The sequence below is a fragment of the Streptomyces sp. NBC_00091 genome (assembly GCF_026343185.1).
In the GTDB taxonomy this organism is placed as follows: domain Bacteria; phylum Actinomycetota; class Actinomycetes; order Streptomycetales; family Streptomycetaceae; genus Streptomyces.
In genome coordinates this window covers 21713-46283 of sequence record NZ_JAPEMA010000004.1, presented here as the reverse complement: position 1 = coordinate 46283, position 24571 = coordinate 21713, and the positions used below count along the sequence as shown (strand labels likewise).

General features: G+C 75.6%; 25 protein-coding genes. 8 read left to right on the top strand and 17 right to left on the bottom strand.

Features of this window, described 5'->3' with window-relative positions; genetic code table 11:
- Positions 1 to 43: 43 nt before the first annotated feature.
- From OOK34_RS33310 to OOK34_RS33295, 4 genes are all read right to left on the bottom strand, one after another.
- Complete coding sequence (locus OOK34_RS33310; RefSeq protein WP_267037900.1) at positions 44 to 484, bottom strand: SRPBCC family protein; 441 nt, start codon at positions 482 to 484, stop codon at positions 44 to 46.
- A 42-nt stretch (positions 485 to 526) separates the two neighbouring features.
- Entirely contained in the window at positions 527 to 1939 is a 1413-nt protein-coding gene (locus tag OOK34_RS33305; RefSeq protein ID WP_267037899.1) for an amino acid permease, read from the bottom strand.
- 75 nt (positions 1940 to 2014) lie between these two features.
- Positions 2015 to 4048 (bottom strand): alkaline phosphatase family protein, encoded by a 2034-nt coding sequence (locus OOK34_RS33300; RefSeq protein WP_267038220.1) that lies wholly within the window; start codon positions 4046 to 4048, stop codon positions 2015 to 2017.
- Positions 4049 to 4263: 215 nt separating this feature from the next.
- Positions 4264 to 4668, bottom strand: a complete 405-nt coding sequence (locus OOK34_RS33295) for a hypothetical protein (RefSeq protein WP_267037898.1) — start codon at positions 4666 to 4668, stop codon at positions 4264 to 4266.
- 116 nt (positions 4669 to 4784) lie between these two features.
- Between OOK34_RS33295 and OOK34_RS33290 the strand changes: the two genes are divergently transcribed.
- The 3 genes from OOK34_RS33290 to OOK34_RS33280 are packed head-to-tail and all read left to right on the top strand — an operon-like array spanning position 4785 to position 6531.
- Positions 4785 to 5561, top strand: a complete 777-nt coding sequence (locus OOK34_RS33290; RefSeq protein ID WP_267037897.1) for an MBL fold metallo-hydrolase — start codon at positions 4785 to 4787, stop codon at positions 5559 to 5561.
- The gene (locus OOK34_RS33285; protein WP_267037896.1) at positions 5558 to 6199 is read left to right on the top strand and encodes a DedA family protein; all 642 of its coding nucleotides are present in this window, start codon (positions 5558 to 5560) and stop codon (positions 6197 to 6199) included. The genes OOK34_RS33290 and OOK34_RS33285 overlap by 4 nt, the downstream gene beginning before the upstream one ends.
- On the top strand, positions 6196 to 6531 hold the full coding sequence (locus OOK34_RS33280) for a MazG-like family protein (protein WP_267037895.1): 336 nt from the start codon (positions 6196 to 6198) through the stop codon (positions 6529 to 6531). Before OOK34_RS33285 ends, OOK34_RS33280 begins: the two co-directional genes overlap by 4 nt.
- 18 nt (positions 6532 to 6549) lie before the next feature.
- Here the strand turns inward: OOK34_RS33280 and OOK34_RS33275 are convergent, their stop codons facing one another.
- Complete coding sequence (locus OOK34_RS33275; protein ID WP_267037894.1) at positions 6550 to 6753, bottom strand: hypothetical protein; 204 nt, start codon at positions 6751 to 6753, stop codon at positions 6550 to 6552.
- Here OOK34_RS33275 and OOK34_RS33270 point away from each other — a divergent pair.
- Positions 6752 to 7351 carry a helix-turn-helix domain-containing protein gene (locus OOK34_RS33270; RefSeq protein WP_267037893.1) on the top strand — a complete coding sequence of 200 codons (600 nt, stop codon included), beginning with the start codon at positions 6752 to 6754 and terminating at the stop codon, positions 7349 to 7351. The genes OOK34_RS33275 and OOK34_RS33270 overlap by 2 nt on opposite strands.
- On the opposite strand, the gene OOK34_RS33265 is transcribed toward OOK34_RS33270, so the two are convergent.
- From OOK34_RS33265 to OOK34_RS33255, 3 genes are all read right to left on the bottom strand, one after another.
- Positions 7352 to 8599, bottom strand: a complete 1248-nt coding sequence (locus OOK34_RS33265; protein ID WP_267037892.1) for an MBL fold metallo-hydrolase — start codon at positions 8597 to 8599, stop codon at positions 7352 to 7354.
- Between the two features lie 46 nt (positions 8600 to 8645).
- On the bottom strand, positions 8646 to 9890 hold the full coding sequence (locus tag OOK34_RS33260) for an aminotransferase class I/II-fold pyridoxal phosphate-dependent enzyme (RefSeq protein WP_267038219.1): 1245 nt from the start codon (positions 9888 to 9890) through the stop codon (positions 8646 to 8648).
- Positions 9891 to 10019: 129 nt separating this feature from the next.
- Positions 10020 to 10592: a TIGR03086 family metal-binding protein gene (locus OOK34_RS33255; protein WP_267037891.1), complete on the bottom strand. Its 573-nt coding sequence runs from the start codon at positions 10590 to 10592 to the stop codon at positions 10020 to 10022.
- A gap of 213 nt (positions 10593 to 10805) precedes the next feature.
- Between OOK34_RS33255 and OOK34_RS33250 the strand changes: the two genes are divergently transcribed.
- A complete protein-coding gene (locus OOK34_RS33250; RefSeq protein ID WP_267037890.1) occupies positions 10806 to 11630 on the top strand; it encodes a class I SAM-dependent methyltransferase in 825 nt (274 codons plus the stop codon).
- 16 nt (positions 11631 to 11646) lie between these two features.
- Here the strand turns inward: OOK34_RS33250 and OOK34_RS33245 are convergent, their stop codons facing one another.
- The 3 genes from OOK34_RS33245 to OOK34_RS33235 all read right to left on the bottom strand — a co-directional run bounded on the left by OOK34_RS33245 (position 11647) and on the right by OOK34_RS33235 (position 15167).
- Positions 11647 to 13620: a DUF5107 domain-containing protein gene (locus OOK34_RS33245; RefSeq protein ID WP_267037889.1), complete on the bottom strand. Its 1974-nt coding sequence runs from the start codon at positions 13618 to 13620 to the stop codon at positions 11647 to 11649.
- Positions 13621 to 13684: 64 nt separating this feature from the next.
- On the bottom strand, positions 13685 to 14584 hold the full coding sequence (locus OOK34_RS33240) for an arginase family protein (protein WP_267037888.1): 900 nt from the start codon (positions 14582 to 14584) through the stop codon (positions 13685 to 13687).
- 4 nt (positions 14585 to 14588) lie between these two features.
- Entirely contained in the window at positions 14589 to 15167 is a 579-nt protein-coding gene (locus tag OOK34_RS33235) for a GNAT family N-acetyltransferase (protein ID WP_267037887.1), read from the bottom strand.
- A 35-nt stretch (positions 15168 to 15202) separates the two neighbouring features.
- Here OOK34_RS33235 and OOK34_RS33230 point away from each other — a divergent pair, with 35 nt between their 5' ends.
- Positions 15203 to 15919, top strand: coding sequence for a hypothetical protein (locus tag OOK34_RS33230; protein ID WP_267037886.1), 717 nt, complete (start codon positions 15203 to 15205; stop codon positions 15917 to 15919).
- A 45-nt stretch (positions 15920 to 15964) separates the two neighbouring features.
- Here OOK34_RS33230 and OOK34_RS33225 read toward each other — a convergent pair whose 3' ends face one another.
- The 5 genes from OOK34_RS33225 to OOK34_RS33205 all read right to left on the bottom strand — a co-directional run bounded on the left by OOK34_RS33225 (position 15965) and on the right by OOK34_RS33205 (position 21360).
- Positions 15965 to 17962, bottom strand: a complete 1998-nt coding sequence (locus OOK34_RS33225; protein WP_267037885.1) for a prolyl oligopeptidase family serine peptidase — start codon at positions 17960 to 17962, stop codon at positions 15965 to 15967.
- A gap of 13 nt (positions 17963 to 17975) precedes the next feature.
- Positions 17976 to 19355 (bottom strand): M20/M25/M40 family metallo-hydrolase, encoded by a 1380-nt coding sequence (locus OOK34_RS33220; protein ID WP_267038218.1) that lies wholly within the window; start codon positions 19353 to 19355, stop codon positions 17976 to 17978.
- Between the two features lies 1 nt (position 19356).
- A complete protein-coding gene (locus tag OOK34_RS33215) occupies positions 19357 to 20190 on the bottom strand; it encodes a M55 family metallopeptidase (RefSeq protein WP_267037884.1) in 834 nt (277 codons plus the stop codon).
- Positions 20191 to 20567: 377 nt separating this feature from the next.
- Complete coding sequence (locus tag OOK34_RS33210) at positions 20568 to 21011, bottom strand: SRPBCC family protein (protein ID WP_267037883.1); 444 nt, start codon at positions 21009 to 21011, stop codon at positions 20568 to 20570.
- 151 nt (positions 21012 to 21162) lie between these two features.
- On the bottom strand, positions 21163 to 21360 hold the full coding sequence (locus OOK34_RS33205) for a hypothetical protein (protein ID WP_267037882.1): 198 nt from the start codon (positions 21358 to 21360) through the stop codon (positions 21163 to 21165).
- A gap of 373 nt (positions 21361 to 21733) precedes the next feature.
- On the opposite strand from OOK34_RS33205, the gene OOK34_RS33200 reads away from it, so the two are divergent.
- Both OOK34_RS33200 and OOK34_RS33195 read left to right on the top strand, forming a co-directional pair.
- A complete protein-coding gene (locus tag OOK34_RS33200; RefSeq protein ID WP_267037881.1) occupies positions 21734 to 23323 on the top strand; it encodes an alpha/beta hydrolase in 1590 nt (529 codons plus the stop codon).
- A 24-nt stretch (positions 23324 to 23347) separates the two neighbouring features.
- Positions 23348 to 23791 carry a RidA family protein gene (locus OOK34_RS33195; RefSeq protein ID WP_267037880.1) on the top strand — a complete coding sequence of 148 codons (444 nt, stop codon included), beginning with the start codon at positions 23348 to 23350 and terminating at the stop codon, positions 23789 to 23791.
- Positions 23792 to 23832: 41 nt separating this feature from the next.
- On the opposite strand, the gene OOK34_RS33190 is transcribed toward OOK34_RS33195, so the two are convergent.
- The gene (locus tag OOK34_RS33190; RefSeq protein ID WP_267037879.1) at positions 23833 to 24402 is read right to left on the bottom strand and encodes a HEAT repeat domain-containing protein; all 570 of its coding nucleotides are present in this window, start codon (positions 24400 to 24402) and stop codon (positions 23833 to 23835) included.
- Positions 24403 to 24571: the final 169 nt, after the last annotated feature.

Genomic DNA, 24571 nt, shown 5'->3' with positions numbered 1-24571 from the left:
ACGGCGCGGGCCTCCGCGTTTCCACGTCCCGGTCTTTTCCGGTTCAGTGCTCGAGCAGGTGCTTGAGCTTCTCCTCGCTGCGGGGCATCTCCTTGCGGATCCTGGGCTTCACCACGAGGGGGACGAGGCCCCTGCCCAGGCCGTGGCCCTCGAAGTCGACGGAGAGGGTGACGCGCGAGCGGGTCCCGTTGTCGAGGGGTTCGATCCTGCCCTGTACGTCCGGCCTGACCGGTCCGTCGACGCCGTGGATGTGCCAGCTCCTCGGCGGGTCGAGTTCCGTGAACTCCACGGTCGTGGGGATCCTCCGCTTGCCGAACTGGCGGGTGATGGCGACCCTCGAACCGACGTGGACGGGGAGGTCGCCCATGGGAACGACCGATACGGCGCTGTCCTGCCACTCCGGCAGGTGCCTGGGGTCCGTCACGTAGGCGTAGACGTCCTCGGGCCTGCGGTCGATCTCGATGCTGTTGCTGATCGCGGACATGGCGACCCCTTAGAGCCCCCCTGGCTGGCCCCTCCTTCCAAATTACCCCGCGGGCGAAACGGCCGCTCGGCGCTTGCGGGCGGACATCAGCGCGTACACCAGGACGCCCGCGAAGAGGAACAGCACGCCCTGGTAGACGGCCGCGTAGCCGGATCCGGCGACCAGCCACATCGAGAAGGCGAAGGCCAGGCCGGCGAGGGCAGCGTCACGGACCAGCTGCCCGCGCCGGACCCGCTCGGACTGGCCCGAGGCCAGGAAGTACAGCTGCGCGGCGGTGGAGAGCAGGTAGGGCACGGTCGCGGTGAAGGTGGTGACCAGGACCAGGACCTCGAAGACCCCCGCGGAGCCGGCCGTGTAGTTGTAGACCGTGAGCGAGGAGGCCAGGACAGCCGTGACCAGGACGCCGACCACCGGGACGCCGCGCTTCTTCTTCTCGAAGACCTTCGGGAAGAGCCCGTCCTTGGCGGCCGCGTACGGGGTCTGCGCGCTGAGCAGGGTCCAGCCGTTGAGCGCGCCGACCATCGAGACCACGGCGGCGCCGGCGACGAGGGTGCCGCCCCAGCTGCCACCGAAGATCTCGTTGACGGCGTCGGTGAAGGGGGCCTGGGAGGAGACGAGCTTCTCGTGGGCGACCAGGCCGAAGACGGACAGGGTGCCCAGCAGGTAGACGGTGGCGGCGCCGACGGTGCCGAGGATGGTGGCCCGGCCGACGTTGCGCGCCGGGTCGCGGACCTCGCCCGCGCTGACGGCGGCGGACTCGACGCCCAGGTAGCTGAAGAGCAGGATCGCGGCGGCGGCGGAGACCGCCCCGACCGGGCTCTGGCCGGTGGCCTGGAAGGGGCCGAGGTTCGCCGGGTCGAAGAAGAACAGTCCGCCCACGGCCACCAGCAGCAGCGGGACCAGCTTCAGGACGGTCGCGACCAGCTGGACCGCGCCGACGTACCGGGTGCCTGCCAGGTTGGCGAGGGCGGGCAGCCACTGCACGGCCAGGGCGGCCAGGCACATGGACCAGCGGTGGGCGCCCACCGCCGGGAAGAGCACCGCGAGGTAGCCGACGGAGGCCACGGCGAGGGCGGCGTTCGAGACCCAGGTGGTGATCCAGTAGCTGTACGCGGCGAGGAAGCCCGCGAAGTCGCCGAAGGCGGCGCGTACGTAGACGTAGGGGCCGCCGGTCTGCGGGTGGCGTTCGGCGAGGCGGCCGAAGACGAGGGCGAGGGCGATCGCGCCGAGGGTCAGGACGCCGAAGGCCAGGAGGCTGATGGTGCCGAAGGGGGCCACCGAGGCGGGGAGCAGGAAGATCCCGCCGCCGATGATGTTGCCCATGACGAGGCAGATGGCGACCGGGAGGCCGAAGCGGCGGGCGTGGCGGTCGTCCTGGCTGGCGGCTGCCCGGGGTGCCGCGGCGGCCCCGGGGGCGGTGCTGTCCTCGGTGGGCGGGGCTGCGGTGCTGGTCATCGGTGGTGCGCCTCTGGGTGTCTCACATGGTGGGCAGGTCAACACATGGTTGACCACGGTGAAGTGCGCACCAAATCACCGGGTTTCGTCCGGCGCGGGGACCCCTGCGGAAGGAAGGGTTCCACCCGGGGGGCCCTCCGGCCGGTGATCCTCCCGCGGGTCGTCCCGCCGCTGGTCGGCCAGGGGGACCTGGGGGCCGTCCGCCTCGCGCAGCCAGCGGCGCAGCACGGTGTGCAGGGCCTCGGCGCCCACCAGCTCCGGGCCCGGCTCCGACAGGTCGGTCGGCCACATCAGGAAGGGGTGCGCCTGCTCCCCGCCCAGCCCGCCGTGCGAGCCGATCTGCTCCTCGAAGGCGTGCACGGCTCCGGTCAGCGGGTCGTACGCCGAGTTGACCATGATGTCGGCCACGTGCGGGAAGGAGTCCGTCCGGCGGACCGCCCGGGCCGCCCCGGGGCCGAAGGCGGCCAGCAGCTCCTCGGCCTCCCCCGGTACGTCCAGCCGCGCGGCCGTCCCGTCCGGGCCCAGCACCTCCCCGTCCACCAGCAGGAAGCCCACGCCGGGGTGGTTGGCCAGGGTGGGCAGCAGGGCGGGGTGCGCCCGCTCGATCCGCGCCCGGGAGGCCCGCCCCGGCAGGTCGGGGAAGGAGATCAGCCCGAGGTTGCCGGAGGCCAGCACCACCGGGTCGGGGCCGGGCGGCGGGTGGGCCTCCTCCCCCGCCTCCTCCACCGGCCGGTGCAGGGCGGCCAGCACCGCCGCGCGGGCCTCGGCCCCGCTGCGGGTGCGGCCGGCCCGGCGGGAGACGGGCAGCCCGCAGCCCGCCCGGACCAGGTCCTTCAGGCTGAGCCCGTAGCGGCCGAGGAAGGTCTCCCCGGGACTCTGGCCGTGGTCCGACAGCAGGACGAAGCGGTACGCGCGCGGGGCGTGCTCGGCGACCCGGGCGATCAGTGCGAGGCTCCGGTCGAGGCGGGCCAGCACCCGGTCGGTGTCCCCGCCGCGCGGGCCCGAGTGGTGCGCGACCTCGTCGTAGGCGACCAGGTCGGCGTAGACCGCGGCGCGGCCGGCGAGCACGTCCCCGATCACCGCGGCGACCACCACGTCCCGCTCGACCACCGTCGCGAAGGCCCTGATCAGCGGGTAGAGCCCGCCGCGCGGCACCCGGGGGCGCTGCCCCCGGAGCCGTGAGCGCAGCGACTGGCCGATCTCGCGGCCCACCTCGGCGACGAAGGACAGCGCGGTGCGCACGGCGTTGGCCGGGTCGGAGAAGTACGCGAAGTACCCGGCGCGGGAGCGGTTGGCGCGGCCCCGCCGGGCCGAGACCGAGAGCACCAGCGCCAGCTGGTCGGCGCCCCCGCTGAACAGGTTGCCCCGGCTGGCGCCGTCCAGGCTGAGCAGCCCGCCGTCGCGGGTCCGCACGACGGCGCGGCGCTGGAGTTCGGCGGCGCTGGTGGGCCGGTTGCAGACCATCACCTCGCCGGTGTCCTTCTCGTACCAGCGGAAGGCCGGGACGTCGAAGTTGGAGCCGTGCAGGATGCCGAGCTGGCTGGCGCCGGTCTGGCTGGACCAGTCGGTGTGCCAGGGCATGACGCGGTGGCTGTGCTCCAGCCAGGCGGCCGTCGTCGGCATCAGCCCGTCGGCCAGCGCCCGGCGCAGCGCCTCGTACCCGACCCCGTCGAGCTGGAGGAAGACCAGCCCGGGGCTGCCGCCCGGGGGCGCCCCGAACCGGCGGCGGCGCCGGTCGGCGAGCCGGTACAGCCGGCGCCGGTACGCCTCGTCGTCGCGCACCGCGAGCGCGGTGGAGGTGGCCGAGGCCACGGCGGACATCACCGCGGCGACGACCACCGCCGTCTCGGGTGCCGCGGCCGCGCCCCGCCCGTCGGGGATCAGGCTGAGGGCCATCAGCAGCAGGGAGCCGTTGAGGAAGAAGACGAGCAGCCCGAGCACCAGCGCGGGCACCAGCAGCAGGGCCCGTACGAGCACCGGCCACACCAGCGCGCTCAGCAGGCCGAAGGCCCCGGCGCCCCAGGCCGCGGTCAGCCCGGTCCGGGTGACGCTGTCACCGTCGGCGGACTGGAGGCGGAAGTCCGGCAGGATCCCGGCGAGCACGAGCATGGTCAGGGTGGACACCGCCCAGACGAGCACCACCCGTATCAGGGCCCCGCCCACGGCCCGCCACCGCAACCGCCCTCGCCACACGCCGCACCCGCCTCGCTCCCCGGTCCGCGCCCGGCCCCGCGTCCCCTCCGCCAGCGTCGCACAGGGCGGCGGGGGCGGCCGGTCGACACGGGTGGCGCACGGAGGTACGGGACGCGGCGGCCCGGCGGCGCTCAGGTGCCGTCGTAGCCGGCGGTCGGCATGGACAGCCTGCGGTGCACCTCGGCCTTCATGGCGGAGGTGTACGTCGGTTCGTCGAGCCCGGCGGTCTCCAGCCGTACGCCGCGCCGCTCGCACTCGGCGGTGAACTCCTCGACGGAGCGCAGCGCGCGGGCCAGGACCCGCCGGTTGGGGGCGACGAACAGGTCGACCTGCCCGGCGTCCACGTCGCACCAGAGCCCGCAGTGGTCGGCCCGCAGCCCGTAGAAGAGCAGGTGGCGGGTGACCACGTAGCCCTGCTCGGCGGCCCAGCGCGCGCACATCGCGTGCTGGCCGCGGGTGTCCACGGCGAAGGGGTCGGCATCGAGTTCCTCGAGCGGGGCCAGGCTGGCGATCGCGGCCACGCGCAGCGCATCCATGGCGCCCGACCCTACTCCGATCCGGGCTCCGGGAGGAGGGGGCCGCCGTGTTCCGCTTCTGCGCGGGCGGGTGGGGGAAGGCCTAGGCTCGGTGTGTCGAGGGAAGGGGTGCGGGGGTGCCGGTCGAGATCACCTGGTGGGGTCATGCCACGTGCGGGGTACGGGACTCGGGGGTGCGGGTGCTGACCGATCCGCTGTTCGCCCGGCGGCTGGCGCATCTGCGGCGGCGGCGCGGGGCGGTGCCTCCGCCGGAGGCGGCGGAGGCGGACGTGGTGCTGGTCTCGCACCTGCACGCCGACCATCTGCACCTGCCCTCGCTGGCCCTGCTGGCGCCCGGGACCCGGCTCGTGGTGCCCCGCGGCGCGCGCCGGGCGGTGCCGGGGCTGGCGAGGCTCGCGGGGACGCGGGGGCTGGTGGTGACGGAGGTGGTCCCGGGCGAGGAGATCGGCGTACAGGGGGGCGTACGGGTGCGGGCGGTGAGCGCGCGGCACGACGGGCGGCGGCTGCCGTTCGGGCCGCAGCGGGCGCCGGCGCTCGGGTACGTGGTCCAGGGCGCGGCGCGCACGTACTTCGCCGGGGACACCGGGCTGTTCGACGCGATGGCCGAGGAGGTCGGTCCGGTGGACGTGGCCCTGCTGCCGGTCGGCGGCTGGGGGCCGTACCTGGGTCCGGGTCACCTGGACGCGGAGCGCGCGGCGCGGGCGCTGGCCCGGCTGGCGCCGGCGGCGGCTGTGCCGGTGCACTACGGGACGTACTGGCCGATCGGCATGGACGCGGTGCGGCCGCACGAGTTCCACGCGCCGGGCGAGGAGTTCGCCCGGCGCGCGGGGCTGCTCGCGCCGAAGGTGGCGGTACGGGTCCCCGCGCACGGGGAACGGGTGCGGCTGCCGTGACGCCGTGGCGGGCGGCGGCGGACGTCGCGAGCAGGGTGCCGCCGGAGACCACCCAGCAGGCGGTCGGCTACCCGGCGTTGTTCGTTCTGGTGGCGGTGGGGGCACTGGTGCCGGTGATCCCGACGGGGGCGCTGGTGAGTTCGGCCGCGGTGGTGGCGTTCCATCAGCAGTCGCTGCCCTTGGGGGTGCTGCTGGTGATCGTGGTGGCCGCGCTGGCCGCCTTCACCGGGGACGTCGCGCTGTACTGGCTGGGCTCGCGCGGGGTGCGTTCGCGGGGCGGCTCGCGCTGGCTGGAGTCGCTGCGCGGGCGGGCCACGCCGGAGCGGCTGGAGCGGGCGCGGACGAAGCTGGACGAGCACGGGGTCCTGGTGCTGGTGCTCTCCCGGCTGGTCCCGGCGGGCCGGATCCCGGTGATGCTGGCCTGCCTGCTGGGCGGGGTGCCGCTGCGCCGGTTCGCCCGGGGGGACGCCCCGGCCTGCCTCGCGTGGGCGGCGACGTACGGGCTGATCGGGATCCTGGGCGGCTCGCTCTTCTCCGAGCCGTGGAAGGGCGTGGTGCTGGCGGTCGGCCTGACCCTGCTGATCAGCGTGGCCCCGGCGGTGTGGCGGCGGGTGCGGCCGGGCAGGGTCCGACCGTGAACTCCGCCTCCTGGGACACCATCCGCGCCCTCGCCGCCCGCTTCGACGCGTCCGCCGCCGCGCGCGGGGTGCATCCTCCGCAGAGCCATGTCCTCCAGGTCCTGAAGATCGGCGAGGAGTTCGGCGAGGCCGCCCAGGCGGTGATCGGCGCCACCGGGAGCAATCCGCGCAAGGGGCACTCGCACAGCTGGGACGACGTGCACGACGAGGTGTGCGACGTCATCATCACCGGCATGGTGGCGCTGGCCCGGATGCGGCCCGACGCGGCGGCCTACTTCGCGGAGCAACTCGCGCTGAAGTCGGCCCGCTTCCTGCCGGAGCAGGCCCCTTAGGGGGTGTCCGGCCCGGGGTCAGGCCGGCTCCCGCGCGAGGTCCGGTACCCGGCCGGTCCACGGCCGGACGGCTTCGAGCTGGGCGGCGACCTGTACGACGGTCGTGTCCTGGTGCCGGCGCCCCACCAGCTGGACGGCGAGCGGCAAGCCGTCCGCGGCGAACCCGGCCGGGACCCTCAGCTTTGTTGCCGCTACCGGGACCGTGCGGTGGAATGCCCGCATGGACGAACCACCGCCCCACCGCGCCGTCCTCGACGAGGTCGGGCCCCGGCTCAGGCGGCTGCGGGCGCGGCGCGGCCTCACCCTGGCCGCGCTCTCGGAGGAGACCGGGATCTCCAAGAGCACCCTGTCCCGGCTGGAGTCCGGGCAGCGCCGGCCGAGCCTGGAACTGCTGCTGCCGCTCGCCCGTGCCTACCGGGTGGCCCTGGACGACCTGGTCGGGGCGCCCCCTGTGGGCGATCCCCGGGTGCGGATGACGCCCCGCGCGATGCGGCACGGCGGTACGTCCGTGGCGCTGACCCAGGGCCTGGGCCCGCTCCAGGCGTACAAGATGGTCATCCCGGACCGGGGCGCCGAGCCGGACCTGCGCACGCACGAGGGCTACGAGTGGCTGTACGTGCTGGACGGCCGGCTGCGGCTGGTCCTCGCCGAGCACGATCTGGTCCTCGGCCCCGGCGAGGCCGCCGAGTGGGACACCCGGACCCCGCACTGGTTCGGCAGCGCGGACGGGCGGCCCGTCGAGATCCTCAGCCTCTTCGGGAAGCAGGGCGAGCGCATGCACGTGGTGGCGAAGCCCCGGGCGGGACGGGCCAAGGACTGACTAGGGGGTGTCCTCGAGGAGCCGGGAGGCGCCGATGGGGAGGTCCCAGAGATCCTCGTGGGGCAGGCCGGCGCGGGCCCAGGCGGCGCGGGCGCGGTGCAGGGGCTCCATGACGGGCTCCGCGGACAGGACGAAGGTGGCCCAGTGCATCGGGGCCATCCGGCGGGCTCCGAGGTCGAGGCAGGCCTGCACCGCCTCCTCCGGGTCGGCGTGCACCTCGCGCAGCCACCAGCGCGGGGCGTAGGCGCCGATCGGCAGGAGCGCGAGGTCGATGCCGGGGTGGCGGCGGCCGATCTCGCCGAACCAGTGCCCGTAGCCGGTGTCGCCCGCGAAGTACACCTTCCGGCCGTGGACGGTGTCGGTGAGCACCCAGCCGCCCCACAGGGTGCGGCAGCTGTCCAGCAGGGAGCGTTTGGACCAGTGGTGCGCCGGGACGAAGTCGAAGCGTACGCCGCCCAGTTCGGCGGACTCCCACCAGTCGAGCTCCGTCACCCGGGTGAAGCCCCGGCGGCGGCACCAGCGGGCGAGTCCGGCCGGGACGAAGAGGGCGGTGTCGCGCGGCAGCCGTCTGAGGGTGGGGGCGTCGAGGTGGTCGTAGTGGTTGTGGCTGATCACCACCGCGTCCACGGGCGGCAGTTCCTCCCACTCCACCCCGACCGGGGTCATCCGGGCCGGGGTGCCCAGGATCCGCCGGGACCAGACGGGGTCCGTCAGCACCGTCAGGCCTCCGGTCCGCAGCACCCAGCTGGCGTGCCCGGCCCAGGTGGCGCAGACCGTGCCGGGGGGCGCGGCGGGCAGCGGGGCGGGCTCGTAGGGCAGGTCGGGGATCCCGCTCAGCCCGTCCGGGCCGGGCCGGAAGGCGCCCTCACGGGCCAGCCGGGCGAAGGCGCGCACGCCGGGCAGCGGGGTGGTCAGCCGGTCCGCGAACGAGCGCGGCCAGAGCCGGTGTTCACCCAGGGGGCGCGGGGCGGCCGCGGCGGGGCCCGGCGGCACGGGGGCGGAGCCCGGCGGCGCGGGAGCGGGAGCGGGGGCGGGAGCGGGGGCGGGGCCCGGCGGCGCGGGAGCGGGAGCGGGGGCGGAGCCCGGCGGCGCGGGAGCGGGAGCGGGCGCGGGCCCCGGCGGGGGCCCGGGGGGCGCGGCGGGGGCCGGTGGGCGCCGGGCCGCGGGGCCCCGTAGCGCCGCGGCGGTGCTCGCGGGGCCCGTGGTCGGCGGGGCGGTCGTCACGGGGGCGTCCGGCTGGTCCCTCATCGGATGGGTCTCCGTTCGGCGGCGGCGGGTTCGACCGGGCGGAAAGTCAGTCGGCCAGCCCGGCGAGCACCGACCCGAGCCGGTCGAGCGCGCCCCGGACCTGCGGCAGCGTCAGCGGATCGCGGGCGCCCAGCGCGGCGAGCCGCTCCGTGGGGGTGGCCCCCAGCAGCGGTCCGGTCGACAGCCGCACGCGCAGCGCGCCCAGTTCGTCGGCGAAGCGCTGCCCGCCGGGGGTCGGCGTGCCCAGCCGGCCGCCGAGCCAGTCCTCCAGTTCCATCGCGTCGCCGACTCCGTGCCGGGCCAGTCCGGCGCGCAGCGGGGTGAGGTCCGCGTACAGGTGCCGTCCGGCCTGCGGGGGCCGGGCGAGCGCCCCGGCGGCCAGCAGCTCCCGGTGGACGGCGGCGGCCACCGTGCCGTGCAGGGCGGCCGCCTTGTAGGCGCGCCCGGCGACGGCGTCGGGCTCGTCCAGCGCGTGCGCGGCGGCCCCCGCGACGGGGCCCGCGACCAGCGCGCCGGTGGCGGTGAGGACGTCGAGGGTGCGGGCGCGCAGCCAGGTGCCGCTCGGGGTGCCGGGGAAGCGGACCACGGCGGCGGGCCAGCCGGCCGGCAGCAGCGCGCCGGCCAGGTCCACGAGGACGGCGGCCCGGTCGGGGAGCATCTCGGCGGGGCTCAGCACCAGCGTGTCGTGCGGCCGGTGCACGGTGTCGCGCCAGCTCTCGTCGCTGACCACGAACAGCCCGGCGGCCTCGGCCGCCTCGCAGGCCTCGCGCAGCATCTCGGGCGGCGGCACGGTCGCGGTCGGGTCGTCGGCCACCGACAGCAGCAGGACGCGCGGGTCCCCGCCCTCGGCCCGGACCCGCCGTACGGTCTCCAGCAGGGCGTACGGATCGGGGACGCCGCCGCACTCCGCCGGGGTGGGCACGTGGTACGCCCGCCGTCCCAGCAGCCGGACCTGCGGGGTCCACCAGGCGGGACACGGCCGGGGCAGCATCACGTCGCCGCCGTACGCCCCGAGCAGCGCCAGCAGCAGGGCGGGCGCTCCGGGTCCGGCGGCCACGTTCTCCGGGGCCGTGGCGAGCCCGCGCCGGGCCCAGTGGCGGCAGGCGGCCTCGCGTACGGGCTCCCCGCCGCCCGGTGGCTCGGGGGCGGCCCGGTCCGCCGCGGCGGCGAGTACGGAGGTCAGCTCGGGCAGCACCGGCAGGCCGGGCTCGGGCGCGGGGGGACCGTACCGGACGGGGCCGCGCCCCTCCGGGGCCGGGCGGCGCCACGCCCCGGCCACGCCTTCCGCCATGCCCTCGGCCATCCCCGCCACGTGCCCGCCTTCCGCTGCCGCCACCGACCAGCCCTGCCCGTCACACGGTTCTTTATACGATTATTTGCACCGGTATGCCCGTCGGCCCGGGCGGTCCGGGCCGCCCCGTCAGCCCTTCCTCCCCAGCAGGGCCAGCAGCCGGGTCTGCGCGTTCGCTCCGGCCGGCACGTCGAGCGGCTCCGCGTACATGCCGCTCGCGGCGAGACCGTCGGCGTACGGCATGACCTCCTTGATGGAGAACTCGACGAGGTCGTCGGGCAGCCGGTCGTCCGCGCCGATGGCCCGCGAGAGGTCCCAGGTGTGCACCACGCAGTCGGCCGTCAGCTCCGAGCAGTACGCCGACCCGCGCGTGGGCCCGTAGGACAGCGCGACCGTCCGCTCCAGCGCCCCGGGCGCGGCGAAGGCGGCGTGCCCGGCCGCAGCGGCCCGGTCCCAGGCGGCCGCCGGGTCCTCGCCCAGCAGGTCGCCGGAGAGCGCGTCGCCGACCTCCTCCACCGTGCGGCCCTCGGTGACCAGCGGCGGGATCCAGAGCTGCTCACCGGTGACGTGGTTGACCAGGTCCCGCACGCTCCATTCGGTGCAGGGGGTGGCCGCGCCCCACTGGGAGGCCCCGACGGCCCGTACCCGCTCACCGAAGAGCCGCAGCGCCGCGGCGTGCCAGTCCAGCAGCGTCTGAGGCATGGGTCTCACCGTCCTTCACCGTAGGGTGCGCCGGCCCCCTGGGGCCCACTGTCCTCGCCCCTGCCATGCCCTGCCACCGACCTGGCCAACCCCCTTGCTCCAGAAGGGTGCTGTCCACATGTCAAAACGCATATCTCAGATGACGGGCGGATCGCCTACGGTGATCACAACGCTTCAGCGACGTTCCACGCCTTCGACGACGAGGAGTCCGCCATGCACGACGACGCCCACGAGACGGCCGTCTACACCCACGGCCACCACGAGTCGGTCCTGCGCTCGCACCGCTGGCGCACCGCCGCCAACTCCGCCGCGTACCTGACCCCCGAGCTGCGCCCCGGCATGCGGGTGCTGGACGTGGGCTGCGGCCCGGGCACCATCACGGCGGACCTGGCGGAACTGGTCGCCCCGGGCGGCCGGGTCACCGCGGTCGACGCGGCGGCGGACGTCCTGGAACAGGCGAGCGCCCACGCGGCGGAGCGCGGGCTGTCCGGAGCGATCGACTTCGCCACGGCGGACGTCCACGCGCTGGAGTTCCCCGACGACTCCTTCGACGTGGTCCACGCCCACCAGGTGCTCCAGCACGTCGGCGACCCGGTGCGGGCCCTGCGGGAGATGCGGCGGGTGTGCCGGCCGGGCGGGATCGTCGCGGTACGGGACGCCGACTACGCGGCGATGACCTGGTACCCGCAGACCCCCGGCCTGGAGGAGTGGCTGGACCTGTACCGCAGGGTGGCCCGGGCCAACGGGGGCGAACCCGACGCCGGGCGCAGGCTGCTGTCGTGGGCGCGGGCGGCGGGCTTCACCGAGGTGCGGGCATCGGCGACGGCCTGGTGCTACGCCACCGCGGAGGAGGTCGCCTGGTGGTCCTCCCTGTGGGCCGACCGCACCACGGCCTCCTCCTACGCCTCCGTCGCGACGGAGGGCGGCCACGCCACCCCGGCCGGCCTGGCCGCCGTCGCCGCCGCCTGGCGCGCCTGGGGCGCGGCCCCCGACGCCTGGTTCTCGGTGCTGAACGGCGAACTGCTCTGCCGCGCCTGAGCCGGCACCTCCCCCGTCAGCGCGGCGGGCTCTTGCGGAAGTCGTACCGCGGGGGGAGGGGACGGTCCGTCAGGGTGGCCCAGACCTCGGACAGGGTCTCCTCGCCCTCCCGCAGGTCGGCGATCTCGAAGCCGTCCTCGAAGACGCGCCGGGCCGCGCCCACGTGCCCCTCCGCCGCCAGCAGCCGCGCGGCGAGCAGCCGGAAGCGGCCCTGCTCGCGCAGCGACGGACGCAGCCGGTCCCAGACGGCCCGCGCCGCCCCGAGCCGCCCGGCGGCGAGCAGGGCCGTCATCGCCTCGCGTCCCAGCGCGGACTCGGCGGCCTCCCACGGCTCACCGCCCGGGCTCTCCCCCGCCAGGTCCTCGAAGGCCGCCGCATAGCGGTCGGCGGCCCGCTCCGCGTCCCCGGCCAGGGCGTCCGCCACCGCCAGGCAGCGCAGCAGGGGCCAGCGCGACGGCGCCTGCGCCAGCCCGCGCTCCCAGCTGCGTACCGCCTGGGCCACGTCGCCGGCGTGCCACTGGGCCACGCCCAGGTGGTACTCGGTCAGCGGGTCCGCCGGGGCGGTCTCCAGCATGTCCCGCCAGTGCGCGGCGACGAGCCCGGGACCCGGCGGGGCGGCCAGGGGCGGGGCGGGGAGGGCGCCGCTGCGCCACAGCTCCAGCCAGGGCGCCTGCGCCTCCTCCAGGGTGGACTCCGCGAACGGGGTGCCCGGCAGGTCGAAGCCCCCGCACAGCACCTCCAGCGCGCCCCAGCCGGAGCCGTCCGCCAGCCGCTCCCCCGGCTCGGTGTCGGCGTGCCCGCGCCACGCCTTGTACGCCGCGTCCAGCGCCCCGGCCGGCAGCGCGGCGTCGAGCGCCGCCGAGGCGGCCCCGCGCGCCGCCGCCCAGTCGGCGCCGTGCACCGCCGAGGGCTCCGCCGAGAGCGGCCCGTACGCCTCCAGCCAGCTGAACTCCGCCCCGCCCTCCAGCCGTACGTGCTCCAGCTGGGTCCGGGCCAGCCCGGCCTGGATCTCGGCGTAGCCTCCCGTGCCCGGCTCCGTCAGCCACTCCTGCCAGCGCCGGCCGCCCGCGCCCGCTCCCCACGCGAACAGCTTGCGTCCGCGCAGCCGCCCGGTGGAGGCCTGCACCAGGCCGTGCCCGTCGGCGTCGAGGGAGGCGATCCAGGGCCGGCCGGCGTCCTCGCCCAGGACCTCGTAGAAGAAGTCGGCGGGGTACGTGCTGTTCAGCGGGTACGTACGGTCCGCGTCCTGCCACCGGGGCACGGGGACCCGGCGCAGGGTGCGCTCGTACCCGAAGTGCCAGGCCTCCTCGGCGGGGGCCAGTACGCGGCTGCCGGCGTCCTCGGGGACGGCGGTGTTGGACCACCAGTAGACGGGGGCGGGCCGCTCGTGCGGATTGCGCACGCGGACGCCGACGTACAGGAAGTCGGAGTCCTCGGGCAGCCACAGGTCCACCTGGAAGGGCAGGTCGCGCAGCCGCTCCCACTCCCACAGCCGGACCATCACGCCCCCGTCGGGCGCGGGGACGAGCGCGGCGTGCAGCGGGGCGCAGGACAGGGCGGTGTGCCCGGTGGCGCCGATGTTCCACTCGATGCCGCCGGAGAACCAGGCCCCGTTGAGCGCGAGGTCGGCGGGCTGGAACACCGGGTTGCGGTAGAGGAGTTCGCGTCCGGTGGGCAGGTGGACGAGGGAGTGCACCCGGCCGCCGAGTCCCGGCAGCACGGTCGCCCGCAGCCGGCCGTTCTCGATGACGACCGCCTCGAACTCCCGCTCCGTGCGCCGCCGTCCGTATCCGTCGCGGATCCGGACCGGCAACAGGGAGCGCAGCGGCTCGTAGCCCGCCTGCCGCGCCATGTCGCGGGGCAGCCCGTGGCGGGAGCGCTCGTCCAGCGCGTGCGCCTCCCGGGGGCCGCGCAGGGCGGGCAGCGGGTTGTCGGGGCCCAACGGGGCGGCGGGGAGGGTCAGCTGGGCACGTCGGACGGTGGTGGCCATGGGGAAATGGAACACGCCGCCGCGACCGGTGCACAGGGGTTCCGCACATCACCACCGGTCAGGATTACGCAAAGGCACCCGCGACCAGGTCGGCGAGGAGCGCGCCCGCACGCGCGTCCGGATCCAGATCCGGGTCGTAGATGGTCACGTTGAGGCCGACGCAGCGGGGCGAGCCGGCCAGTACCTCGAGCAGGGCGGCGAGTTCGGCGGGGAACAGCCCGCCGGGGTCGGGGCTGTCCACGGCGGGCATGACGGACGGGTCGAGGACGTCGGCGTCGAGGTGGATCCAGAAGCCGGCCGTCTGCGGCGGGTGCAGTCCGTCCAGCGCCTCCCGCGCCACCGCGCCGGCGCCGCGCTCTCGGATCTCCCCGACGGTGTGGGCCGCGATGCCCGCGGCGTGCAGCTCCGGGAGGTCCGCGTCGCCGTCGCGCAGCCCGAAGAGGCGTACGTCCTCCTCCCGCAGGTAGGGGCGCAGCCCCTCCAGGTCGGTGAGGCCGCTCTGGCCGCGCCCGGTGGACAGGGCGAGTTCCTCGCCGCCGGCGGCGCCGACGGGCCCGTTGACGGCCTCGTTGCCGGGGTGGCGGAAGTCGGCGGAGCCGTCGATGGCGGCGAGCCCGTAGCGGCCGAGCCGGCGCATCGCGAGGGCGGCGCCGAGCTGGATGGAGCAGTCCCCGCCGAGGACGACGGGGAACTCCCCCGCCCGCAGGTGCCGCTCGATCCGGTCGGCGAGGGTCACGGTGTACGCGGCGATGGCCTCGGCGTGGAAGACCCCGTCGCCCTCCTTCCAGTCGCCCCGGTCGTAGCGCGGCGGGACGACGACCCCGCCCTCGCGGGCGCCGAGCCGGTGCAGCAGGCCCTGTTCGCGCAGGGCGCCGGCCAGTTTGTACACCCCGGGGACGGTCCCGGGGGCCGGCGGGCGCAGGCCCAGGTTGGAGGGGGCGTCGAGGAGTACGAGGTTTCGCATGGAATCATCCTGCGCGACGGGTGCCGCGGGCGCGGGGCATTTCCGCGGTGAGGGCCCAGCGCTCGTGGTCGCGCCAGGCGCCGTCGACGTACAGGAACTCCGGGGAGAGTCCCTCCAAGCGGAAGCCGCGCCCCCGGACCAGCGCGATCGAGGCGGTGTTGCCGGGCTGGACGTTCGCCTCCAGGCGGTGCAGGCCCAGGCCGCCGGGAGCTGCGGGGGCGAAGGCGTGGTCCAGGAGCAGGTCGAGGCCCTCGCCGAGGAGGCCGCGGCCGGTGGTGTGCGCGAAGGCCCCGTAGCCCAGCGCCCCGCACTGGAAGGCGCCCCGGACGATGTTGTTGACGTTGACGAACCCGGCGATGGCGCCCGTGGCGAGCTCGCAGACGAGGAATCCGGCCCTCGCGTCTCCCTCGGTCAGCCGGGCCGCGTAGGGCTCGTACTCCTCCAGGGTGGCGGGCGGGAACAGCCAGGGCCGGTGCAGTTCCCGGCTCTCGCGCACACGGGCGGTGAACTCGGGTCCGTCGGCGAGCCGGAAGGACCGCAGGCCCACGCGCGGCCCTTCCGCGAGGTACGTGGAAAAAGTCATCGCACCAGGTTAGGAGGGATGACAGCATCCCCGGTGTGACCTTCGCCAACGACACTTCCGCACTCCTGCTCGCGGCGGCGCGCAACAACGCCGAGTGGTGCGCCGACGTCTGCCGCCGCCACGCCTTCTCCGGCTCCGTCTGGAGCAGCCCGCGACGGACCCCGCCGCTGTATCCGGACGCCGTCACCCTGACCCCGGAGGCCTCGGCCGCCGAGGTGCTCGGCCGGATCGACACGGTCTCCCCGGGCTGCTCGGTGAAGGACAGCTTCGCCGCCCTCGACCTGACCCCGGCCGGCTTCCGAGTGCTGTTCGAGGCGCAGTGGATCCACCGTCCGGCCGGGGCCGCCGCGCCCGCCGGGGCGACGGACGGCCGCCTGGAGTGGTCCGAGGTCGAGAGCACCGGGGAACTGTCGGCCTGGGAGGCCGCCTGGGACGGCGAGGAGAGCACCGGGCTGTTCCACCCCGGGCTGCTGACCGAGGGCATCGTCTTCCTGGCCGGCCGTGACGCCGAGGGGGTGATCGTCGCGGGCGCCGTGGCGAGCACGGGCGGCGGGGTCGTGGGCGTGTCCAACCTGTTCGCCGTGGACGACGCCGACACCGACGAGGCCTGGGCGGCCGTACTGGCCGCCGTCGGGGCGCGCTGGCCGGGCCTGCCGGTCGTCGGGTACGAGGCCGGGGACGACCTCGCGGCGGCGGTCCGGGCCGGTTTCGGCCCGCTCGGCCCGCTGCGCGTCTGGCTGCACACGGCGTAGCCTCCCCGCCCGGCGGGGCGGGCCGGCGGGGCTGCCGCGCGGGGGTCAGCCGTGCAGGGGCAGACGCGGGACGTCGTCCCGTTCGAAGCCGAAGACCTGGGCGTACAGGGAGAGTTCCGCCTCCAGGGCGCGGACCATCGTCTCGGCGCGCCGGAAGCCGTGGCCCTCGCCCTCGAAGGTGACGTACGCGTGCGGGACCGCCGGCTCGCGGCCGCGCAGGGCGGCCAGCAGCCGTTCGGCCTGCGCGGGCGGGCAGACGGGGTCGTCCAGGCCCTGGAGCAGGACGAAGGGGGCGGCGATCCGGTCGGCACGGGCCACCGGGGAGCGTTCGCGGCAGCGCAGGGCCAGGGTCTGGGGCGCTCCGGCCAGGCCGTCGACGTAGTGCGACTCCAGGTCGTGGGTCTCGGCGGCGAAGCCCCGCAGGTCGAGCACCGGGTAGATGATCGCCGCGCAGGCGTACAGGCGGGTGGCGGCCAGCGAGGCGGCCGCGGTCCAGCCGCCCGCGCTGCCGCCGCGGATCGCGAGCCGGTCCGGGTCGGCGGTGCCCTCGGCGGCCAGGGCCCGGGCGACGGCCGCGCAGTCCTCGACGTCCACCACGCCCCACTGCTCGCGCAGCCGCTCGCGGTAGGCGCGGCCGTAGCCGGTGGAGCCGCCGTAGTTCACCTCGACCACCCCGATGCCGCGCGAGGTGAAGTAGGCGATGTGCAGGTCCAGTACGGGCGGCACGTGGTCGGTGGGACCGCCGTGCGCCCACACCACGTACGGGGGCAGCTCGTCGGCGGGTGCCCGCAGGGCGGGGTGGTGCGGCGGGTAGACGTGGGCGTGGATCTCCCGGCCGCCGGGGCCGGGGAAGGTCCGGCTCTGCGGCTCCGGGTAGTACGCCGGGTCGACCGGGTCGGCGGCCCGGGCGCCGACGACCCGGGCACGGCCCGTCGCGGTGTCCAGTTCGACGACCTCGTACGCGCTGCGCGGGCTGGCGGCGACCCCGTAGACCCGGGTGCCGCTCACGGCGAGGGCCGGCTGCCAGGCCGTCCAGGGCCCGGCCGCGTCCACCAGGTCGCCGCTGTCGGGGTCCAGGACGCCGAGCACCGAGGAGCCCTGCCCGTGCAGCACGGCCACCGCCCCTTCCGGCAGCGGGGCCAGCCAGCCGAGTCCCGGCTTCCACAGCGGGCCGCCGAACTCCTCCTCGCGGGGGCACAGGTTGACCGCGTCCCCGCTGTCGGGGTCCACCCGGTACGGGTTCCACCAGCCGCTGCGGTCGCTCACCGCGAGCAGGGTCCCGTCGGCCGCCCACGCCACCTGCGCCACCGCCTCGGACGGCCCGCCGAGCACGGTTCGGGGCGGGCCGAGCGTGCCGTCCGGGGTCAGCTCCGCCAGCTCCAGCTCGGTGCCGTCCCAGGGCATCCGGGGGTGGTCCCACACCAGCCAGGCCGCGCTGCGCCCGTCGGGGGAGGGCTTCGGCCCGGTGCGGAAGCGGCGGCGGTCGTCCGTCAGCTCCCGCACGGCCGCCCGGTCACCGGCGGCGGAGCCGTCCAGCGGCACGGCGGCCGCCACCCGGCGTACGTCGGTGGGCGCGGGGCCCGTGAACTCCTCGAGCACGCACCAGACTTCGCCGCCGCGCAGCACCGGGTCCGCCCAGCGCAGGCCGCCGCCGACCGCCGAGACGGGGGTGAGGGGGCGGGGCCCGGGGCTGCCGGGCGCGTCGGGCTCGTACGCGTACAGCCGCTGGTCGGCGTGGTGGACGAAGACCACCACCGGCCCCCGGCCCGGCTGTTCGGCGCCCGCCCAGGGCAGGCCCCCGTACTCGGTGAGGCGGCTGCGCACGTTCCACGGGGCGGGCAGTACCGACCGCGCGGCGCCGCCGCCGGCGGGCCTGCGCACCAGGGTCCGGCGACCGCCCTCCCCGGGGCGCGGCTCGGTCCACCACACCTCGGGGCCGATGGTGCCCACGTACTCGGGCCGCCCGTCGTGGGCGGCGGCGAGCGCGGCGCCGATCGGCGAGGGCCAGCTGCCGTAGGGGCCGCCCGCCCCGGCCGCCGCCATCACCGGGCTCCCATCACAGGGTCCGCAGCGCGCGGTCGAGGACGCGCACCCCGAAGTGCAGGGCGTCGACCGGGACCCGTTCGTCCACGCCGTGGAAGAGGGACCAGTAGTCGAAGCCCGGCGGCAGCTTCAGCGGGGAGAAGCCGTAGCCGGTGACGCCGAGCCGGGAGAACTGCTTGGCGTCGGTGCCGCCCGCCATGCAGAAGGGCACCACGTGTCCGTCGGGGTCGAAGTGCTCGACGGACTCGCGCAGGATCCCGAACGTCCGCCCGTCGACCGGGGCCTGGAGGGGCATCTCCCGGTGCTCGAACTCCCAGTGCACGTCGGGGCCGGTGAGCTCGTCGAGGGTGGCGGTGAACTCCGCCTCGCCGCCGGGCACGGTCCGTCCGTCCACGTAGGCGGTGGCGTGCCCGGGGATGACGTTGAGCTTGTAACCGGCGCTGAGCATGGTCGGGTTGGAGCTGTTGCGGAGGGTGGCCTCGACCAGGGCGGCGGCCGGGCCGAGCTTGCCTAGCAGGCCGTCGAGGTCGGTGCCCGGGGCGCGCGGGTCGACGGTCAGGCCCTGGAGGGCGGCGAGTTCGGTGATGCAGGCGGTGACGGTGTCGGTGAGGCGGGCCGGCCACTCGTAGGCGCCGATCCGGGCGACGGCGGCGGCGAGGCGGCTGACGGCGTTGGCCCGGTTGGGCTTGGAGCCGTGTCCGGCGCGGCCGTGCGCGGTCAGTTTGAGCCAGGCGGTGCCGCGTTCGCCGGCGGCGATCGGGTAGAGGGTCTGGCCCGGCCGGGGGTGCAGGGTGAAGGCCCCGGATTCGCTCAGGCCCTCCGTACAGCCCTCGAAGAGGTGCGGGTGCTGCTCGGCGAGGAAGCCGGACCCGTCGACCGCGCTGTCCTCCTCGTCGGCGGTGTAGGCGATGACGATGTCCCGGCGGGGCCGCACGCCTTGGCGCGCCCAGGCGCGTACGACGGCCAGCACCATCGCGTCCATGTTCTTCATGTCGACCGCCCCGCGGCCCCAGACCACCCCGTCCCGGACCTCTCCGGAGAAGGGGTCCACGCTCCAGTCGGCGGCCTCGGCGGGGACCACGTCCAGGTGGCCGTGGACGAGGAGGGCGGGGGCGGAGGGGTCGGTGCCCTCGATGCGGGCCACCACATTGGTGCGGCCCGGGGTGCGCTCCAGCAGCACCGGCTCGAGGCCGGCCCCGGCCAGGCGCTCGGCGGCGTACTCGGCGGCGGGCCGCTCCCGGCAGTCGCCGCCGCCCCGGTTGCTGGTGTCGATGCGGATCAGGCCGGAGGTGAACTCGACCACCTCGTCGAGGGCGGCGGCGTCGAGGCCGCCGGCGTCCGGGCCCGTCTCTTCGTGGCCCGCGCCGCAGGGAACGTCTTCCAGCCGGTGCATGTCAGCCATACTGCTCCTCCACGGCCGCCGAGACGACCGTCGTGACCGCCTTGAAGGTGCGGATCCCCTCGTACATGGTCCCGCTGGTGTACGCGATCCGGCGCTCTCCGCAACGTTCGACGCCCGGGACGACGGTGGCGGCCATCGACAGGTGCTCGGCGTCGAACTCGACCTCCATCGCGAAGGGCCCGCCCCGCACCGGCTCGTGCCGTACCGCGAGCTTGACGGCCTCGGTGGCGGCGGCGCGGATGTCGGCGGCGGTACGGGCCGGGGTGCGGCAGACCGCCGCGTAGCGCGAGACGTGGTCCTTGACCGCGACCGTACGGGCGTCCGGTGCGTAGCCGGCGGCGTCGGCGCAGGTCAGGTCGTCGCCGGTGACCAGGATGACGGGGACCCCGTACTCGGCGACCACGTGGGCGTTGAGGACTCCCTCGCTGGCGCGCAGGCCGTTGAGCCAGACCCCGGTGATGGAGTTGGCGAGGTAGGTGTGGGCGAGGACCCCCTCGGTGCCGGCGCCCGTGTGGTAGCCGACGAAGGCGATGCCGTCGACGTCGCCGTGCTGGACCCCTTCGACCATGGAGAGGGACTTGTGGCGGCCGGTGAGCATCTCGGCGCGGGCGTCGAGCTTCTCCAGGAGCAGGTTGCGCATGGTCCAGTGGGCCTCGTTGACCAGGACCCGCTCGGCGCCGCCGTCGTAGAAGCCGAGTACGGCGGCGTTCACGTCGGAGGTGAACATGCCCCGGCAGCGCTCCCATTGCGGGGTTCCGGGGAGCACGTCGGCGGGCCAGGTGACGCCCGTCGCGCCTTCCATGTCGGCGGAGATGAGGATCTTCATCGGGCCCCCGGTGGGTCGGGTCGCGGAGGGCCCACCCTAGACCGTCTCTTTCGGATCTTGCCTGACCCGCGCCGCCCGGCACCGCACCTCGCCGCGTTGTCGAGGCACCCGAGGACGTCCAGTAATCGGGAGCCTCTCCGCCTTGCGATGCACGGCACCGGACGACGCGGGCTTAACCGGCAAGATCCGAAAGAGACGGCCTAGCCGCCCGCCCGCCTCCGGGCCCGGGGGCCACGCCCGGGGCCGGGGCGGGGTCCGCAGCGCGTCCCGGGGGGTGCGCGGCGCGTCGCGGGGCGGCCCGCCGCGGCCGGGAAATCCACCCGAACCGGTGAGCCGTCCCCGGGCGTTGTCCCGCCCGCGGGGGCCAACAGGCTCCGTCAGACGCCGACTTCCTTGGCCAGGTTGTCGAGGACGGTGTCGTAGATGCGGCCGAGGCCCTTGGGGGCGAAGGTGCGCTCGAAGAAGCCGCCGATGCCGCCCGCGCCGTTCCACACGGTGCTGACCACGGCCCGCGCGCGGCCCTCGCCGGCCGGGGTGACGGTCCAGGTGGTGACCATGGAGGAGTTGCGGTCCTTCTCCACGAGCTGGCCGTCCGTGGGCTCGGTGACCTCGAGCAGGCAGTCGCGTACGCGCTTGCTGGTGGCCTGGAGCTTCCAGTGGACCAGGGTGCCCTCGCCGTCGCCGCCCTCGCGCACCTCGTACTCGCTGAAGTGCTCGGGGAGCAGCTTGCTCCGGGTGCCGGTGTAGTCCGCCAGCGCGTCGAAGACGGTCTCCGCGTCGGCCTCGATGATGCGCTCCGTGGTGGCCTCGACCTGCGCCATACCTGTTCCTCCAGCAGTCGTGTTCGCTCGTCGCCGCAAGCCAACCACCTCCGGGGCGGCCACCCAAATCCGCCACCCGCCGCGGGACGGCTCCGGCCGGTGGCATGAGCCCCCGGCCGGAGAAACGAACGACTGCCGCCCTGACCGGCCCTCAGGAAAGGAGGCCGAGGAGGGAGCCCAGGGCGATGGTGGCGAAGTTCACGTCGTAGTCGTACGAGTTGCCGCTGCCGATGATGCTGCCGCCGAGCCCGTCGCCGCCCAGGGCCGCGGCGTTGGCGGCGGTCGCCGAGGCGCCGCACACGACGATCGCGGCGACGGCCACCAGGGAGGACTTGAGGAATTTGCGCATTTCGACTCCATTCGTGAGTAATCGGGCGTCGATATGTTTTCCCGGCGGGGGTGGTCGGAGGGCGTCGACACGGGCGGGCAACTCCTTCGGTGCAGCGACTACGGCCACTCGCAGCACCGCCGGTGGCCCACCGGGGCGTTCTCCCGACCGCACGACCACGGGCACGTCTGTTCCATCCCCGGGGTGAGCCACCCCCGGGCGGCGCCATGCGCCGGACCGACGCGGCTGACGCCGCTGTGACCCGTTCCGCGTACCGTCCGTGACCCGGACGCCTCCGACGGGTCATCACATCGGGCCAATGAGCAGCCCAATCCCGGTCTTCCGGCGCGGTTTCCGGGACGATTCCGCCCAGACCCCTCGGCTGGGAGGCCACATGCTCCACCCCTCGAAGCTGCACCCCTCGAAGAAGGGCGCGGCCGTCCTGGTGGCGATCACCACCGTCGCCGCCGCCCTCGCGAGTCCCGTCACCGCCGCGCCGGCGGCGCCCGCCGGGGCTCCCGCCCCGGCCGCCGCCGGCCTGCGCTGGGCCGACTGCAAGACCCCCCGCTACCCGACCCTGCAGTGCGCCTCCCTCAAGGTCCCGCTGGACCACGAGCAGCCCGCCGGGCGGCAGATCTCCCTGGCCCTGACCCGCGTCCCGCACACCGCCGCCACCTCCCAGGGCCCCCTGCTGGTCAACCCCGGCGGCCCGGGCGGCAGCGGCCGCACCCTGGCGGGGTTCATCGCCTCGGCCCTGCCCAAGGACGTGGCCGCGCAGTACGACGTGATCGGCTTCGACCCCCGGGGCGTGGGCAAGAGCGAGCCCGCCCTGGACTGCGGGGCCGGCCACTTCAAGCCCGTACGGCCGGACTCCGTGCCGCGCGACGGGGCGACCGAGCGGGCCAACCTGGAGCGGGTGCGCTCCTTCGCGGTGTCCTGCCAGGAGAAGCACGCGGACGTGCTCCCGTACGTCGGCACCGTCTCGGCCGCCCGCGACCTGGAGGTGCTGCGCACCGCCCTGGGCGCGGAGCGGCTCAGCTACTTCGGCTACTCCTACGGCACCTACCTGGGCGCCGTGTACGCCAAGCTCCACCCGGAGCGGGTGCACCGGCTGGTGCTGGACTCCGTGGTCGACCCGGGCGGCGTCTGGTACGCGGACAACCTCTCCCAGGACCTGGCCTTCGACGCCCGCCACAAGGCGTTCCTGGCCTGGGTGGCCCAGTACGACTCCACCTACCACCTGGGCACCGACCCGGCCCGGGTCGAGGCGCGCTGGTACGAGATGCGCGACGCCCTGCGCGCGGCCCCGGCGGGCGGGAAGGTGGGCCCGGCCGAGCTGGAGGACACCTACATGCCGGGCGGCTACTACAACGGCTACTGGCCGTCCCTGGCCGAGGCCTTCGCGGCCTACTCGGCGAAGCAGGACCCGAAGCCGCTGGTGGCGGCGTACGAACGGCTCGGCGCGGTGGATCCCTCGGCGAACAACAGCTACAGCGTGTACACGGCGGTGCAGTGCCGGGACTCGGCCTGGCCGCGGGACTGGAACCAGTGGCGGGCCGACATGTGGCGCACGCACGCCAAGGCGCCCTTCATGACCTGGAACAACGCCTGGTACAACGCACCCTGCGCGTTCTGGCCGACGCAACCGCTCCAGGCCCCGGACGTGACGAACACCCGGCTGCCCAAGGCGCTGCTGTTCCAGGCCACGGAGGACGCGGCGACCCCGTACGAGGGCGCGGTGAGCATGCGGGACAAGCTGGCGGGCTCGGCGCTGGTGGTGGAGGAGGGCGGCGGCAACCACGGCATCGCCCTGAGCGGCAACAAGTGCCTCGACGAGAAGCTGTCCGCGTACCTGAGGACGGGTCAGGCGGCGGACGCGACCTGCCCGGCGCAGGCGGCCCCGAAGCCGTCGGCGGCGACGCGCGCGGTGCCGCCCTCGGCGGGCGGCGCGGCCCTGCACGGTCTGCTGGGCTTCCGGGGCTGACGCCCAGCGGGCAAGATCGTCCCCATGACCGCACCCGAGCACAGCAGCAACGGCAACAGCCACCTCACCCACATAGCGGCGCCCGAGGGCGTCCTCCCCGGCACCGGGTACACCCACGTCGTCTGGGGCACCGGGCGTTTCGTGGCCGTCTCCGGCCAGTGCGCCTTCGACGAGAAGGGTGAGCTGGTCGGCGAGGGCGATCCCGCCGCCCAGGCCCGGCAGGTGTTCGAGAACCTGCGCCGGTGCCTGGCGGCGGCCGGGGCGGGCTTCGAGGACGTGGTGAAGCTGACCTACTTCGTGACGGACATCGCCGACGTCCTGCCGGCGGCCCGGGAGGCCCGGAACGCGGTGATCGCCCCGGACCGGCTGCCGGCCTCCTCGGCGGTGCAGGTCTCGGCCCTGTTCCACCCGGCGCTCCTGCTGGAGGTCGAAGCCTTCGCCATAGTCCCGGAGCCGGCCCGCCCCTGACCCGACAGGGACCCGCAGGCCCTGCCACCCGGACGCCCCGCCTACGCGTCCGGGTGGCGGGCCATCAGCCGGTTCAGGGCGTCCGTGGCCGCCATCGCCAGCCGGGGGTGGGCCTGGGCCCGGACCAGGACGTCCCGGGCGCGGGCGTCGGTGAGGGCGCCCAGCCCCTCGACGCAGGCCAGGGCCACCCGCCAGTACGGGTCGTGCGGGGCCAGCAGCCGCGACAGGGTCTTGATCAGGGCCGGGGCCGACTCGGGCGCCCGCAGCGCGGCCAGCAGCCGGACCGGGTGCAGGGCGTAGGCCGTGCGCAGGTCGTTCGTCGCCAGGGCCGCCGCCGCGCGGGCGGTGCGCGGGTCCCCCAGGACGCCGAGCGCCTGGGCGGCCGCCTCGCAGCGGGCCGGGTCCCGGTGGTTGAGCAGCAGGACCAGGGGCTCGAAGGCCCGCCGGTCCCCCGCCATCCCCAGCCGGTAGGCGGCCAGTTCGCGGGCCCACAGGGGCAGCCCGGCCGATGTCAGGGAGGCGGCCAGCGCGTCCGGCTCCGCCGCGAGCAGCGCCGTGTACTCGGCCGATCCGTCCGCCTCCGCCCGCAGGCGCTCCAGCACGTCGTTCACGCCGCCACCCTAGGGGGCGGCGGCGCCCGGCACGCGGGGTTCTCCGGAGCTCGTTGATCGATGATCGATGATCGGTACATTTGGGCGGTACAGGTCACATCTCCGGGCTCTGGCGGACCAGTTACTGCCGGGTTACTGTCGCTCCAACACGTACGGGGACGGCCTGGTG

What these genes read in the sequence shown, in the direction of transcription:
- OOK34_RS33310 (WP_267037900.1), bottom strand. Translation starts at nt 484, where the DNA reads ATGTCCGCGATCAGCAACAGCATCGAGATCGACCGCAGGCCCGAGGAC.
- OOK34_RS33305 (WP_267037899.1), bottom strand. Translation starts at nt 1,939, where the DNA reads ATGACCAGCACCGCAGCCCCGCCCACCGAGGACAGCACCGCCCCCGGG.
- OOK34_RS33300 (WP_267038220.1), bottom strand. Translation starts at nt 4,048, where the DNA reads ATGCTCGTGCTCGCCGGGATCCTGCCGGACTTCCGCCTCCAGTCCGCC.
- OOK34_RS33295 (WP_267037898.1), bottom strand. Translation starts at nt 4,668, where the DNA reads ATGGATGCGCTGCGCGTGGCCGCGATCGCCAGCCTGGCCCCGCTCGAG.
- OOK34_RS33270 (WP_267037893.1), top strand. Translation starts at nt 6,752, where the DNA reads ATGGACGAACCACCGCCCCACCGCGCCGTCCTCGACGAGGTCGGGCCC.
- OOK34_RS33275 (WP_267037894.1), bottom strand. Translation starts at nt 6,753, where the DNA reads ATGCGGGCATTCCACCGCACGGTCCCGGTAGCGGCAACAAAGCTGAGG.
- OOK34_RS33265 (WP_267037892.1), bottom strand. Translation starts at nt 8,599, where the DNA reads ATGAGGGACCAGCCGGACGCCCCCGTGACGACCGCCCCGCCGACCACG.
- OOK34_RS33260 (WP_267038219.1), bottom strand. Translation starts at nt 9,890, where the DNA reads ATGGCGGAAGGCGTGGCCGGGGCGTGGCGCCGCCCGGCCCCGGAGGGG.
- OOK34_RS33255 (WP_267037891.1), bottom strand. Translation starts at nt 10,592, where the DNA reads ATGCCTCAGACGCTGCTGGACTGGCACGCCGCGGCGCTGCGGCTCTTC.
- OOK34_RS33250 (WP_267037890.1), top strand. Translation starts at nt 10,806, where the DNA reads ATGCACGACGACGCCCACGAGACGGCCGTCTACACCCACGGCCACCAC.
- OOK34_RS33245 (WP_267037889.1), bottom strand. Translation starts at nt 13,620, where the DNA reads ATGGCCACCACCGTCCGACGTGCCCAGCTGACCCTCCCCGCCGCCCCG.
- OOK34_RS33240 (WP_267037888.1), bottom strand. Translation starts at nt 14,584, where the DNA reads ATGCGAAACCTCGTACTCCTCGACGCCCCCTCCAACCTGGGCCTGCGC.
- OOK34_RS33235 (WP_267037887.1), bottom strand. Translation starts at nt 15,167, where the DNA reads ATGACTTTTTCCACGTACCTCGCGGAAGGGCCGCGCGTGGGCCTGCGG.
- OOK34_RS33225 (WP_267037885.1), bottom strand. Translation starts at nt 17,962, where the DNA reads ATGGCGGCGGCCGGGGCGGGCGGCCCCTACGGCAGCTGGCCCTCGCCG.
- OOK34_RS33220 (WP_267038218.1), bottom strand. Translation starts at nt 19,355, where the DNA reads ATGCACCGGCTGGAAGACGTTCCCTGCGGCGCGGGCCACGAAGAGACG.
- OOK34_RS33215 (WP_267037884.1), bottom strand. Translation starts at nt 20,190, where the DNA reads ATGAAGATCCTCATCTCCGCCGACATGGAAGGCGCGACGGGCGTCACC.
- OOK34_RS33210 (WP_267037883.1), bottom strand. Translation starts at nt 21,011, where the DNA reads ATGGCGCAGGTCGAGGCCACCACGGAGCGCATCATCGAGGCCGACGCG.
- OOK34_RS33205 (WP_267037882.1), bottom strand. Translation starts at nt 21,360, where the DNA reads ATGCGCAAATTCCTCAAGTCCTCCCTGGTGGCCGTCGCCGCGATCGTC.
- OOK34_RS33200 (WP_267037881.1), top strand. Translation starts at nt 21,734, where the DNA reads ATGCTCCACCCCTCGAAGCTGCACCCCTCGAAGAAGGGCGCGGCCGTC.
- OOK34_RS33195 (WP_267037880.1), top strand. Translation starts at nt 23,348, where the DNA reads ATGACCGCACCCGAGCACAGCAGCAACGGCAACAGCCACCTCACCCAC.